The sequence below is a fragment of the Kluyvera sp. CHPC 1.2972 genome (assembly GCF_036759925.1).
GTDB lineage: Bacteria > Pseudomonadota > Gammaproteobacteria > Enterobacterales > Enterobacteriaceae > Kluyvera.
The window spans coordinates 221,737-235,036 of record NZ_JAPKIB010000003.1 but is presented as its reverse complement, the minus strand read 5'-3'; the positions used below and the strand labels follow the sequence as shown (position 1 = coordinate 235,036).

At 53.0% G+C, this 13,300-nt stretch carries 16 protein-coding genes; 9 read left to right on the top strand and 7 right to left on the bottom strand.

Going from position 1 to position 13,300, the window contains the following annotated elements:
• Positions 1 to 77 precede the first annotated feature (77 nt).
• From chbC to cedA, 6 genes are all read left to right on the top strand, one after another.
• Positions 78 to 1,436: a PTS N,N'-diacetylchitobiose transporter subunit IIC gene (gene chbC / locus V6944_RS07130; protein ID WP_333498427.1), complete on the top strand. Its 1,359-nt coding sequence runs from the start codon at positions 78 to 80 to the stop codon at positions 1,434 to 1,436.
• A gap of 54 nt (positions 1,437 to 1,490) precedes the next feature.
• On the top strand, positions 1,491 to 1,838 hold the full coding sequence (gene chbA / locus V6944_RS07125) for a PTS N,N'-diacetylchitobiose transporter subunit IIA (protein WP_333498426.1): 348 nt from the start codon (positions 1,491 to 1,493) through the stop codon (positions 1,836 to 1,838).
• A 25-nt stretch (positions 1,839 to 1,863) separates the two neighbouring features.
• On the top strand, positions 1,864 to 2,688 hold the full coding sequence (chbR, locus tag V6944_RS07120) for a transcriptional regulator ChbR (protein WP_333498425.1): 825 nt from the start codon (positions 1,864 to 1,866) through the stop codon (positions 2,686 to 2,688).
• A 105-nt stretch (positions 2,689 to 2,793) separates the two neighbouring features.
• Positions 2,794 to 4,140: a 6-phospho-beta-glucosidase gene (locus V6944_RS07115; protein WP_185665999.1), complete on the top strand. Its 1,347-nt coding sequence runs from the start codon at positions 2,794 to 2,796 to the stop codon at positions 4,138 to 4,140.
• Between the two features lie 11 nt (positions 4,141 to 4,151).
• Positions 4,152 to 4,907: a chitin disaccharide deacetylase gene (gene chbG / locus V6944_RS07110; RefSeq protein WP_333498424.1), complete on the top strand. Its 756-nt coding sequence runs from the start codon at positions 4,152 to 4,154 to the stop codon at positions 4,905 to 4,907.
• 139 nt (positions 4,908 to 5,046) lie between these two features.
• Entirely contained in the window at positions 5,047 to 5,286 is a 240-nt protein-coding gene (cedA, locus tag V6944_RS07105; RefSeq protein WP_185666001.1) for a cell division activator CedA, read from the top strand.
• 121 nt (positions 5,287 to 5,407) lie between these two features.
• Here cedA and V6944_RS07100 read toward each other — a convergent pair whose 3' ends face one another.
• From V6944_RS07100 to hxpB, 4 genes are all read right to left on the bottom strand, one after another.
• Positions 5,408 to 6,799, bottom strand: a complete 1,392-nt coding sequence (locus V6944_RS07100; RefSeq protein WP_185666002.1) for an L-cystine transporter — start codon at positions 6,797 to 6,799, stop codon at positions 5,408 to 5,410.
• Between the two features lie 178 nt (positions 6,800 to 6,977).
• Complete coding sequence (locus tag V6944_RS07095; RefSeq protein WP_333498423.1) at positions 6,978 to 7,568, bottom strand: metal-dependent hydrolase; 591 nt, start codon at positions 7,566 to 7,568, stop codon at positions 6,978 to 6,980.
• 87 nt (positions 7,569 to 7,655) lie between these two features.
• Positions 7,656 to 8,417, bottom strand: coding sequence for a 2-dehydro-3-deoxy-D-gluconate 5-dehydrogenase KduD (kduD, locus tag V6944_RS07090; RefSeq protein WP_333498422.1), 762 nt, complete (start codon positions 8,415 to 8,417; stop codon positions 7,656 to 7,658).
• 154 nt (positions 8,418 to 8,571) lie between these two features.
• Complete coding sequence (gene hxpB, locus V6944_RS07085) at positions 8,572 to 9,240, bottom strand: hexitol phosphatase HxpB (RefSeq protein ID WP_333498421.1); 669 nt, start codon at positions 9,238 to 9,240, stop codon at positions 8,572 to 8,574.
• 135 nt (positions 9,241 to 9,375) lie between these two features.
• Here hxpB and V6944_RS07080 point away from each other — a divergent pair, with 135 nt between their 5' ends.
• Positions 9,376 to 9,912, top strand: a complete 537-nt coding sequence (locus V6944_RS07080; RefSeq protein ID WP_185666006.1) for a YniB family protein — start codon at positions 9,376 to 9,378, stop codon at positions 9,910 to 9,912.
• A 57-nt stretch (positions 9,913 to 9,969) separates the two neighbouring features.
• On the opposite strand, the gene yciA is transcribed toward V6944_RS07080, so the two are convergent.
• From yciA to V6944_RS07065, 3 genes are read right to left on the bottom strand one after another with little or no spacing between them, the layout of a single operon-like run.
• Positions 9,970 to 10,368, bottom strand: a complete 399-nt coding sequence (yciA, locus tag V6944_RS07075) for an acyl-CoA thioester hydrolase YciA (RefSeq protein ID WP_333496359.1) — start codon at positions 10,366 to 10,368, stop codon at positions 9,970 to 9,972.
• A 15-nt stretch (positions 10,369 to 10,383) separates the two neighbouring features.
• Complete coding sequence (locus tag V6944_RS07070; RefSeq protein WP_185666008.1) at positions 10,384 to 10,923, bottom strand: septation protein A; 540 nt, start codon at positions 10,921 to 10,923, stop codon at positions 10,384 to 10,386.
• Between the two features lie 46 nt (positions 10,924 to 10,969).
• A complete protein-coding gene (locus V6944_RS07065; RefSeq protein ID WP_333498420.1) occupies positions 10,970 to 11,713 on the bottom strand; it encodes a YciC family protein in 744 nt (247 codons plus the stop codon).
• A 394-nt stretch (positions 11,714 to 12,107) separates the two neighbouring features.
• On the opposite strand from V6944_RS07065, the gene ompW reads away from it, so the two are divergent.
• Positions 12,108 to 12,743 (top strand): outer membrane protein OmpW, encoded by a 636-nt coding sequence (gene ompW, locus V6944_RS07060; protein WP_333498419.1) that lies wholly within the window; start codon positions 12,108 to 12,110, stop codon positions 12,741 to 12,743.
• Between the two features lie 177 nt (positions 12,744 to 12,920).
• On the top strand, positions 12,921 to 13,154 hold the full coding sequence (locus V6944_RS07055; protein ID WP_333498418.1) for a hypothetical protein: 234 nt from the start codon (positions 12,921 to 12,923) through the stop codon (positions 13,152 to 13,154).
• Positions 13,155 to 13,300 lie beyond the last annotated feature (146 nt).

Here is a 13,300-nt window from a genome sequence, read left to right as displayed (position 1 = left end):
TTTATTTTTCCCGTCAAAGAGTTATTTCATAATTAATCGCCGCAATATTGATTGCGGCCTTTTAAGGGTATTTTTCTATGAGTAAAGTGATCGATTCGCTTGAAAAGGTACTCCTTCCTTTTGCTGTTAAAATAGGAAAGCAGCCTCACATCAATGCCATCAAAAACGGTTTTATTAAATTAATGCCGCTGACCCTTGCGGGGGCCATGTTCGTCTTAATTAATAACGTTTTCCTGAGCTTTGGTGAGGGGTCATTCTTTTATTCAATGGGGGTCCGCCTGGAACCATCAACCATTGCGACCTTAGACAGCTTTAAAGCCATCGGCGGTAACGTTTATAACGGTACCTTAGGCATTATGTCGCTGATGGCACCTTTCTTTATCGGCTCTGCGTTAGCAGAAGAACGCAAAGTTGACCCAATGGCAGCCGGCCTGCTGGCGGTAGCGGCATTTATGACCGTCACCCCATACAGCGTCGGTGATGCCTACGCTGTCGGTGCAAACTGGCTGGGTGGTCAAAACATTATTTCCGGTATGATCATCGGTCTGGTTGTGGCGGAACTGTTCACCTTCGTTATCCGTCGTAACTGGGTGATTACCCTGCCGTCGAGCGTGCCGTCTTCGGTTGCGCGCTCCTTCTCGGCGTTAATCCCGGGCTTCCTGATTCTGTCTATCTTCGGGATCATCTCCTGGATCCTGACTTCGTACGGCAGCAACTTCCACCAGATCATCATGGACTCCATCTCCAAGCCGCTGGCTGCGATGGGTGGCGTGGTAGGTTGGGCGTACGTCGTGTTCAACAGCCTGCTGTGGTTCTTCGGTGTACACGGTTCACTGGCGCTGACGGCGCTGGATAACGGCATCATGACCCCATGGGCGCTGGAAAACATCGCGCTGTACAACCAGTACGGTTCCGTTGACGCCGCGATTGCCGCTGGCCAGCAGTTCCACTTCTGGGCGAAACCGATGCTCGACTCCTACATCCTGCTGGGTGGTTCCGGTGCGACGTTGGGTCTGATTATCGCTATCTTCATTGCATCCCGTCGCGCTGACCATCGTCAGGTGGCGAAACTGGCTCTGCCATCCGGTATCTTCCAGATTAACGAACCGATTCTGTTTGGTCTGCCGATCATCATGAACCCGGTGATGTTCATCCCGTTCGTACTGGTACAGCCGATTCTGGCAGCTATCACCCTGGCGGCCTACTCGATGGGCATCATTCCTCCGGTGACTAACCTGGCACCATGGACCATGCCTACCGGCCTGGGGGCGTTCTTCAACAGTAACGGTAGCGTTGCCGCCCTGATTGTTGCGCTGTTCAACCTGGGTGTCTCAACGCTGGTCTACCTGCCATTCGTGATGATTTCGAACAAGGCGCAGGCCACCATTGAAGAAGAAGAAAGCGAAGAAGACATCGCTGCCTCTCTGAAATTCTAATGCCAATGCGGTATGGAGCGAGCCTCCATACCGCCCTCACAAAAGGGAATAGTTATGTTTGATCTGGATAATGTGGTTGCTGAGGACGTGCAGGAAAACGATCTCGAAGAAGTGGTGATGGGCCTGATTATCAACTCAGGGCAGGCACGCAGCCTGGCATACGCCGCGCTGAAACTGGCGAAGCAGGGTGATTTTGAAACCGCGAAAGCCACGATGGACCAGTCCCGCATTGCGCTGAGTGAAGCGCACCGCGTGCAGACTCAGCTGATTGAGAGTGATGAAGGCGAAGGCAAAATGAAGGTCAGCCTGGTGCTGGTCCATGCGCAAGATCATCTTATGACGTCAATGTTAGCTCGCGAGCTGGTTGCTGAATTGATCGAACTTCACGAGAAGGTACAATAGGCTTTTCCCTATGAGGCAACCAAAGATGATCACCATGGAAATCAACACCGCCCGAGAACAACAGCTCTTTAACGGTAAAAATTTTCATGTCTTCATCTACAACAAAACGGAAAGTATCAGTGGGTTACACCAGCACGACTACTACGAGTTCACTATCGTACTGACCGGCCGCTATTATCAGGTGATAAACGGTAAGCGGGTCATGCTGGAGCGAGGAGATTTTGTTTTCATCCCGATGGGGTCGCATCACCAGAGCTTCTATGAGTTCGGTGCTACGCGCATTCTCAACGTGGGGATCAGCAAAGATTTCTTCGATACGCACTATCAGTCGCTGATTCCGTTTGCGCTGGTTGCTTCGCAAGTCTATTCGATCAAAAGCACGTTTCTGAGTTACATCGAGTCGGTTATTGCCTCACTACACTTTCGCGAAACGGAATTCGACGAATTTATTGAACTGGTTTCCTTCTACGTGATTAATCGCTTACGCCATCACCGGGAAGAGCAGGCGCAGGACGTGACGCCGCAGTGGCTAAAAACCACCGTAGAAGCCATGCACGATAAATTAAAATTTGGCGAAGGGGCGTTGGAAAATATGGTCGCGTTATCCGGGAAAACCCAGGAGTATTTAACCCGAGCCACCCAGCGCTATTATGAAAAAACACCGATGCAGATTATTAATGATATCCGCATTAACTTTGCCAAGAAACAACTGGAAATAACCAACTACTCAGTAACCGATATTGCGTATGAGTCAGGTTACAGCAGTCCAAGTCTGTTTATTAAAACATTCAAGAAGCTGACCTCATTCACGCCAAGTAATTATCGGAAGAAACTGACAGTTATCAAATAACGCGCTACGAAATTATTTCGTAGTTCTGAAACAAAGCATTTAGCTCACCGCATATTATGCGGCGGGTAAGCCACGTTTAGCTTGTGGATCTCGAGGGAGAAAAGTATGAGCCAGAAATTGAAAGTCGTTACTATTGGTGGTGGTAGCAGCTATACGCCGGAATTACTGGAAGGTTTTCTTAAACGCTATCATGAGCTGCCGGTAACGGAACTGTGGCTGGTTGACGTCGAAGGCGGCCAGGAGAAGCTGGATATCATCCACGCACTGTGTGAGCGCATGGTGGAAAAAGCCGGCGTTCCGATGAAGGTCTATAAGACGCTGAACCGCCGCGAAGCCCTGAAAGACGCCAACTTTGTCACCACCCAGCTGCGCGTAGGCCAGCTGAAAGCCCGTGAAAAAGACGAACGTATTCCGCTGAGCCACGGTTACCTGGGTCAGGAAACCAACGGCGCGGGCGGCCTGTTTAAAGGTCTGCGCACCATTCCGGTGATTTTCGACATCATTAAAGATGTTCAGGAAGTCTGCCCGGACGCGTGGGTCATCAACTTCACCAACCCGGCCGGGATGGTGACCGAAGCGGTTTATCGCCACACTGACTTCAAACGCTTTATCGGCGTGTGCAACATTCCAATCGGCATGAAGATGTTCTTCACCGACGTGCTGCGCCTGACCGAGAAAGACGATCTGTCCATCGACCTGTTCGGCCTGAACCACATGGTGTTCGTGCGCGACGTGCTGGTCAACGGCGAGTCTCGTTTTGCTGAACTGCTGGACGGCGTCGCCTCCGGTACGCTGTCGGCGAATACCGTGAAAAACATCTTCGATATGCCATTCAGCGAAGGGCTGCTGCGCTCCCTGAACCTGCTGCCATGCTCTTATCTGCTGTACTACTTCAAGCAAAAAGAGATGCTGGCCATCGAAATGGGCGAATACTACAAAGGCGGCGCGCGCGCCCAGGTGGTACAGAAAGTCGAGAAGCAGCTGTTCGAACTGTACAAAAACCCGGATCTGAACGTGAAGCCGAAAGAGCTGGAACTGCGCGGCGGGGCATATTACTCCGATGCGGCGTGCGAGGTGATCAACGCTATCTACAACGATAAGCAGACTGAACACTACGTCAACATTCCACACCACGGCCATATTGATAACATCCCAGCAGACTGGTCTATCGAAGTGACCTCCATTCTGGGCCGTGATGGTGCAAAACCGCACCCGCGCGTGACCCACTTTGATGAAAAAGTGCTGGGCCTTATCCACACCATCAAAGGTTTCGAAGTGGCGGCTAGCCAGGCAGCGTTGAGCGGTGAGTTCAACGATGTGCTGCTGGCGCTGAACTTAAGCCCGCTCATCCACTCTGATAAAGATGCAGAGGTGCTGGCACGTGAATTGATTCTGGCGCATGAAGAATGGCTGCCGAACTTCGCTGCCACCGTGGAGAAACTGAAACAGTGACAGGAGGCATGATGGAACGTCTGTTAATCGTCAATGCCGACGATTTCGGTCTGAGCAAAGGCCAGAACTACGGCATCCTTGATGCCTGCAAGCATGGCCTCGTCACGTCGACAACCGCGCTGGTGAACGGTGCGGCTATCGACCACGCGGCGCGCATCAGCCGTCGCACGCCGGAGCTCGCCGTGGGTATGCACTTTGTGCTGACCCTGGGCGAACCGCTGTCATCCATGCCGGGGCTGACCCGCGAGGGCAAACTCGGCAAGTGGATCTGGCAGATGGCGGAAGAGGGCGCGCTGCCGATGGATGAAATTGCTCATGAGCTGGAGTGTCAGTACCGTCGCTTTATCGACCTGTTCGATGCCGAACCGACGCATTTTGACAGTCATCACCATGTGCATATGATCCCGCAAATTTTCCCGCTGGTGGCCGAATTTGCGAAATCGAAAGGCATTGCACTGCGTATTGACCGTACCATTCCGTATCCCTTTGAGATCCCGGAAGGAATACGAAGCACCGCGGCATTCAGCAGCGAGTTCTACGGTGATGCCGTGACCGAAGCGCTGTTCCTGCAGGTACTGGACGCCTCTATGGCGCGCCAGGAGCAGTCTCTGGAAGTGATGTGCCATCCGGCGTTTGTTGACCGGACGATTATGGGCAGCGCGTATTGCTACCCGCGTCTGGATGAGTTGGATGTGCTGACCTCTGAATCGCTGAAGTACGCGATTGCTGAACGAGGTTATCGTCTCGGAACCTACCGCGACGTGTAAAAAGTGTCTTGTGTTACCCCCTCAACCCTTGCCCGGCAGCGTTCCTGCCGGGCTTTTTTGTGTATGACGCGCCCGGACGATTCCTGCTATCATAAGACTTTCCTGCTTTTGCCATTAATGATTGTGAATTTAACTGCTTATGAAACCGCTTCGCCAACAAAAACGGCAGATTATCAGCTATGTACCGCGTACCGAACCCGCTCCGCCCGACCACGCCGTTAAAGTCGAAGGCTTTCGCGACGTCTGGCTTTTGCGTGGCAAGTACGTGGCATTTGTGCTGATGGGCAGCGCGTTTTGTCGCTCGCAGGCGTTCTCTATTCCGGAGTCGGCCCAGCGTTGGGCAGTGCAGATGCGGCAGGAAGGGGATATCGACGCGTAACGGCGTGATACGGATATAAAAATACCGCTGGTGAAAACCAGCGGTATTTTTGTTGCCCGGCGAAACGATGTGACGGCGGAGCAATCCCGGAGTCGGCGTTCCGCCTCGTCCGGGCTACGGGTTAGCGGTGAGCTAACTCGGCGTCTTCTTCGCTATTCAGCACGTCTTTGTCGGTCTGGCGCAGCCACTGGCTGGTCAGGGTACCGGCAGTCATGGAACCGCTCACGTTCAATGCAGTACGGCCCATGTCGATCAACGGTTCGACAGAAATCAGCAGCGCAACCAGCGTCACCGGCAGACCCATCGCAGGCAGCACGATAAGCGCCGCGAAGGTAGCACCGCCGCCCACGCCTGCGACACCGGCGGAGCTGACGGTCACGATGCCGACGAGCGTAGCAATCCAAACCGGATCCAGCGGGTTAATGCCTACGGTTGGCGCAACCATCACCGCCAGCATTGCCGGGTAGAGGCCTGCACAACCGTTCTGACCAATGGTGGCACCAAAGGAAGCAGAGAAACTCGCGATAGATTCCGGCACGCCCAGACGACGGGTCTGCGCTTCCACATTCAGCGGAATGGACGCGGCGCTGGAACGGCTGGTGAAGGCGAAGGTCAGCACCGGCCAGACTTTACGGAAGTACTTCAGTGGGCTAACGCCGTTGGCGCCCAGCAGAAGGCCGTGTACCACGAACATAATCAGCAGGCCCAGGTAAGAGGCGATAACAAAGCTGCCCAGCTTGATGATGTCCTGCAGGTTAGAACCGGCAACCACTTTGGTCATCAGCGCCAACACGCCATATGGCGTCAGTTGCATGACCAGACGAACCAGCTTCATTACCCAGCCCTGCAGGGTATCGATAGCGGTCAGCACGCGCTTGCCTTTCGGCTCATCATCTTTCAGCAGCTTCAGTGCAGCCACGCCGAGGAAGGCGGAGAAGATAACGATGCTGATGATGGAGGTCGGGTTAGCGCCTGTCAGATCGGCAAACGGGTTTTTCGGCACGAAGGAGAGCAGCAGCTGCGGTACGGTCAGGTCAGCGAGCTTACCGACGTAGTTGCTCTGAATGGCGTTCAGACGCGCGGTTTCAGCAGAACCCTGTACCAGACCTTCAGCGGTGAGGCCGAACAGGTTGGTAACCAGTACGCCGACCAGCGCCGCAATCAGCGTGGTGAACAACAGCGTACCGATGGTCAGGAAGCTGATTTTACCGAGCTGAGAGGCGTTATGCAGACGGGCAACCGCGCTCAGAATCGAGGCGAAGACCAGTGGCATGACGATCATTTGCAGCAGCTGTACATAGCCGTTACCGACAATGTTGAACCACTGGATGGAATCTTTCAGTACCGGGTTATCGGAACCGTAGATCAGCTGCAAGGCGAGGCCGAAGACCACACCAATGACCAGGCCGACCAGCACTTTTTTAGCCAGACTCCACTGCTTATGCCGAGTCTGCGCCAGAGCAAACAGCAGTACCACGAACACGATAATGTTCGCTATTAATGGAAAATTCATCCCCGTTCTCCTGAAGTATTATCCACGGCGTTCAGCGGCAATAGAGAGAGCCGCGACGCGTGTTTTTTTAGATCAAATCCGTAAAGATTTGTCTGGATGTGAGAAGGTTAACAGAAGTGTATTAGTCCGCTTATATCCAAATGGAATGGATTATGCCAAAAGTGTGATTTCCGCTGGATTATTGTTCAATGTGGCGACCAATAAAGCGATTGAAGTCCGTCTGCAGCATATTGATCATCGACGATGACCAGCGTACCGCGCCGTTGTCAGGCAGCGACTGGGGCATAAAGACGGCGTAGGCGAACAGTGCCATGCACAGCACGCGCTCCAGCTGGTTGCCTTTGCGCGGCGCGAGAATCGGCAAACGAAAACGCCAGCGGCATGGCCAGAGCAGCGGCACGCCCGCAGGGGTAAGCATATCGGCAAGAATATGGCTGAGATAGCCCAGCACCATCCCCTGAACCGCATCGGCCGGAACAATCCAGCTGTCGGGCACTTTCAGATAGAACAGCGTCAGCGCGCCAAAGACGGCGAGCAGGCTGTGGGTGAAACCGCGGTGGCCGCAGAGTCGTGCGATGGGTTTGGAGAGCCAGCTAAGCCGCTGCCCGAGCAGCGAACGCGGGTGATCGATATCCGGGAGCAGACAGGTCAATATCGCCGACGGCACAATATGCCACCAGTCCCCCTGGGCGAGAACTGGCGTGAGCTCGGCATTTTTAGCAAACACCGCGCAGGCGATGGAAAAGAGCAGATGACCTTCCGCCGTCATGATAAACCCGTTATTCTGTAAATTCATACAGTATAGGGTTTTTATACAGTAGGCGGAAGAGGTTACAGTGTAACTCTTTGTCAAAAATTAGCGCGCCAGCCAGCCACCGTCGACGGCAATGGTGTAGCCATTGATGTAATCAGAGGCGGATGAGGCGAGGAAGACCACCGGGCCCTTCAGATCGTCCGGCGAACCCCAGCGTCCCGCCGGGATGCGGTCGAGAATTTCTTTGCTGCGTTCGGCATCTTCGCGCAGCTGCTGGGTATTGTTGGTGGCCATATACCCTGGCGCAATAGCGTTGACGTTAATCTGATGCTGAGCCCACTCGTTAGCCAACAGGCGAGTAATGCCGAGCACGCCGCTTTTTGAGGCGGTGTAGGATGGCACACGAATGCCGCCCTGGAAAGAGAGCATCGAGGCAATATTAATAATTTTTCCCCCATCGCCCTGTTTCAAAAACTGCTTCGCAACGGCCTGGGAAAGGAAGAATACCGATTTGATATTGAGGTTCATCACCTCATCCCAGTCCTTTTCGCTAAAGGAGAGGGCATCTTCCCGGCGAATGGTTCCAGCGTTGTTGACCAGAATATCGATACGTCCGGCAGCAGCGACGGCGGCAGGTACAATATCGGCGATGCTTTCAGGCTGGCTGAGATCGGCCTGAATACTGTAAAGGCGTCGGCCCAGTGCGGCGACTTTCTCTGCGGTCTCCTGCGGTATCCGGCGGCTAACGCTGACGATATCGCACCCAGCCTCCGCCAGCCCCAGCGCCATACCCTGGCCCAAACCTTTATCGCACCCGGTCACGAGTGCCACTTTACCTTGCAGATTAAAAGCGTGAAGAATCATGTCGACCCCTGTATGCGGTTTTTATCGTTATGAGATGACCTACAGGGCTAAAGCATAGAAGGGTGTGATCGAATATTCAAATAAAAATAAAACAGCGTTTCATTTTTTATGATGCAGGTATCATTTGCGGGCACAATGAATGCCCGCAAAATTATTACCCGAGCAGATTTTCGCGAGTTAAAAACGCCAGCGTCGGCAGCTTGACGTCCGCCAGGCTGAAACGTGGGTCGAGTTGGCCTTCAGCAGCGGGCACGACAATAGAGCGCATCCGCGCCGCTTTGCTGGCAATCATACCGTTGACGGAATCTTCCAGCGCCACGCACTGCAGTGGGCTAACGCCAAGCTCGGCCGCGCAGTTGAGATACACCAATGGGTGCGGTTTGCTGTAATCGAGTTTGTCGGCGGAGGCCAGCGCGTCAAACTGATGACGCAGGTCGAACATGGTCAGTACTTTTTCCAGCATAGACAACGGTGAGGCCGACGCGAGGCCCACTTTCAGCCCCTGCGCTTTGCACAGCGCGACGGCTTCGCGGACGCCCGGCAGCAGCGGACGTTTTTCTTCCACCAGTGAAATTACACGCGAAATAATACGTTCTACGACGGTGGCGCAGTCTGGCCCCGTCCACGGCTGTTGCCCGAACCAGAGTTCCACCACCAGATCGATGCGCAGACCGCGGGTATCCGGAAGCTCATGACGGCGGGTGAAATCCACGCCCAGCGCGCCGAGAATTTCGTGTTCGCTCTGTTCCCACAACGGTTCTGAATCAATCAACAAGCCATCCATATCGAAAATCGCGGCACGTATTTGACGCTCGGTGGACATAACTTCCTCTCCTTTAGGGTAACGAGTTCAGCAATGGTATATCATATCGCGCGTAAAGTCGGGCGAAAGTCACCTTCAGCGGGTAGACTAAATAAGCACTTAGCCCGAGAACAGGCGTCTTAACAAGGGGAACCCATGACGTATCAACAAGCTGGACGCATTGCCATCCTGAAGCGGATTGCCGGGTGGGTTATCTTTATACCCGCGGTGATCTCAACGCTGATTTCCGTACTTAAATTTATGTACGAGCACAGCGCGAAACAGCCGGGAATCGATGCCGTCATGATGGATTTCGTGCACGTGATGGTCGAAATGATGCGTTTCAATACGCCATTCTTAAATATCTTCTGGTACAACTCGCCGCAGCCGGATTTTCATAACGGGCTGAACATCATGTTCTGGGTCATCTATGCGCTGATTTTTGTCGCGTTGGCGCTGCAGGACTCTGGTGCGCGGATGTCGCGTCAGGCGAAGTTTTTACGTGAAGGGGTGAACGATCAGCTGATTCTGGAGAAGGCGAAAGGGGCGGAAGGGCTCAGTCGTGAAGCGCTGGAAGCGAGAGTCGAAGTGCCGCGTCACACGATTCTGGTGCAGTTTTTCCCGCTCTATATCTTGCCGATTATCATTATTGTGATTGGTTACTTTGTTTTGAAGGTGCTCGGTTTTCTTTAATGTGCACCACCATCTGGCCTACAAGCAACAAGCCCGGCAATTGCCGGGCTTGTTGCTTTATGCCGCTGGAATCGCGCGCGGTTTACCCTGGGGGTCAACCGCGACGTAGATAAACAGCGCCTCGGTGGCCTTGTAGCGCTGACCAATGGGCTCCGACGACACCTTTTTCACCCACACTTCAATATTGATAGTGACAGACGTGTTGCCACGTTTTACGCAGCGTGCATAGCAGCACACCACATCACCTACCGCAACGGGACGCAGGAAAGTCATGCCATCGACCCGGACGGTCACTACGCGACCGTGAGCCACTTCCTTCGCCATAATGGCGCCGCCAATATCCATTTGCGACATTAACCAACCGCCGAAAATATCACCGTTGGCATTGGTATCCGCAGGCATGGCTAACGTGCGTAATACCAGCTCACCCTGAGGCGCGTCATTTTGTTGTGTCATGGTTCTTCTCTGTACTTACTTATGGTCGTCTTGCGGCATATGACGATAGATATAAACGCCGCTAAGCACGGTGAACACCAGCGTCAGGGCCGTTAAGCCAAACACCTTAAAGTTTACCCAAATTTCCTGGGGTAACCAGAAAGCGATATAGATATTGGCCAGACCGCAGAGGATAAAGAACACCGCCCAGGCCAGATTCAGCCGTGACCACACGGTTTCCGGCAGGGTAAGCTCTTTGCCCAACATGCGCTGGATCAGCGGCTTTTTCATCACCCATTGGCTCACCAGCAGCGCGCCAGCGAAGAGGGCATAAATTACCGTCACCTTCCATTTAATAAACTCATCGTTATGGAAGAAGATAGTCAGACCACCAAACACCGCCACCAGAATAAAGGTAATCAGCGCCATTTTTTCAACTTTGCGATAGCGTACCCAGCTGTAGATCAGCACCACGGCGGTGGCCACGATCAGGGCGCTGGTGGCCGCATAGATGTCATAAATCTTGTAAAAGGCGAAGAAGACAACCAGCGGTAAGAAATCCAGAAACTGCTTCATACTTCGATTCCGTAGTTCAGCGCTGCCCACCGATGGGCAGCATCAGTTATTGACGAATAAGCATATACACGCGGAATAAATAGATCAGCAACAGTGCGGAAACAAGGTTGCTAAGGGTATTTACCACCACCGCGCCGAGGTAAGGCGTCAGCACGGCAAAGCTGGAAGCCATCAGCAGCAGCAACGTTTTTGCCAGCATCCAACCGATAACCGCCGGTGCGATAAGGCGGATATTTGCCCAGCCCAGACGCGTACTGACGCGAACGGCAGAGAACACACCGAGCTTATCCTGCACCATGATGATCGGCGCGAAGGCTAGCACGATAGCCAGCAGAATACCGGGCACGATAATCAGCATCATGCCCATTTGGATCAAGAAGGTGCTGAGGAAGATAAGCACAAACAGCTTCGGCAGCACCGGTGCGCTTGCGCCAATAGCACGCAGGGCGCTGACGCGGTGCCCGGCGGAGATCAGCTGGATAAGCAGCAGAATCCCGCCCGCAAGCACCGCGTTACCGATGAGCCCCGAAAAGGTTGAAGCCGCAGAGGAGCGCAGCAGAACTTGTTGCTGCTCCGGCGTCATGTTCTGTACCAGATCGAACAGGCCGGTGCTACCCGCCAGGTTATCCCCAACGGTCAACGTTGCGAGCTGATCGTCGCTAGGTGAGAAGGCATGGCCGAGCACTACGGTGATAAATGAACAGAGCAAAGCAATCAGTAAGATGGTGACGAACTGATTACGGAAAAAATTACCCGTGTCACGGTATACAGACTGCGCCGTGATAGACATGCACTCTCCTTGAGTATGGCAGGTGTTGATTAGCCGGCAATTGTACCGCAAATCGTGCAGCCGTAGCACGTCCTGCGCGAGCTGGGCTAAGTATATCTTTGTAAAGAGAAACTCACGGCGGCGAGGCGCGGTGAACGTGCGCTGATTTTCACCGCACATTGTTCCACCATTCTTATCATTCAACGGTGGCGATAAAAACAATGTCATGGCCGATTTTCCTGGCAAAATCATAGAATTGATATAAGCGCAAATGACACGTTGGCAGAAAATGGTAAAAATTAATCTGGATCAATAAATGTTAAATCTAATGATTTAGTGTGATCTGAGTAGGATCAAAGGTAACTCGTTATGGGTATATTTGCCGCGCTTGAAAAACCATAATGAGGAAGTGGATATGAAAAAGTTAGCAGTGGTTGCATTAATGTTGAGTACCTTTTCCGGCGGCGTCTGGGCGCACGAAGCGGGTGAGTTTTTCATCCGTGCAGGTTCGGCGACCGTCAGACCAACGGAAGGGTCTGATAACGTTTTGGGCAGCCTTGGCAGCTTTAACGTTAGCAACAATACGCAGCTTGGCTTGACCTTTACCTACATGGCCACGGACAACATCGGTATTGAGCTGCTGGCAGCTACGCCGTTCCGCCATAAGGTGGGCACCGGGCCGACGGGAAATATCGCTACCGTGCACCAACTGCCGCCAACCCTGATGGCGCAGTGGTACTTTGGCGACGCGCAGAGCAAAGTACGCCCGTATATTGGCGCGGGTATCAACTACACCACCTTCTTTGATAACGACTTTAACGATACCGGTAAAAAAGCCGGGCTTTCTGACCTGAGCCTCGATGACTCCTGGGGCGCGGCAGGCCAGGTTGGTCTGGATTATCTAATTAACCGCGACTGGCTGCTGAACATGTCGGTCTGGTATATGGATATTGATACTAACGTCAAATTCAAGGCGGGTGGGGCCAATCAGAGCGTGAGTACGCGTCTTGACCCGTGGGTATTTATGTTCTCGGCGGGTTATCGGTTCTAACTGTCCTGACAACGCTGGTCATCTTATGGTCAGCGTATTCTCTTGCCAGGAATGTTCCGCATTTAAAGTATACATTCCTTTTTCTTAGTCACCGGAAATAAAAGCCCTTACTGTTGATAACGCACTATTTTATCAATGAAGTCAGCTTTAACGGTGGGTGCGAAAAAGAGAACAGGAATGGCAAACAAATACCTCAATTACAACACGCGAACGGAAGCACTTCGGCAGTTGAAAGCACCAGGGGACAGTATTCTGATAGTGCCCTATAACGATGGTGGTTTTCAGCGGGAGTCGACCAGTTTAAAGGCGGCCGCCATTAAGCAAAGTATGAGGATCGAGTTGAAATCGGTGCTGCTGGTGGTGGAAGGGGAATTACCGCAGCGTTTTTTACGCGTGACCAAAGTAGCGTAATCAGTGATGTGCTACTGAGGGTAATAATAAGGCTCCCGTAGGAGCCTTATTATTATTTAACGAGCTGAGCGTTGAGCACGACGCCTTTTTCTTCCACAATCCGCAGCAGGTGTCCAGCTTTTCCCCAGTCGCCGTTAGACTGCTGG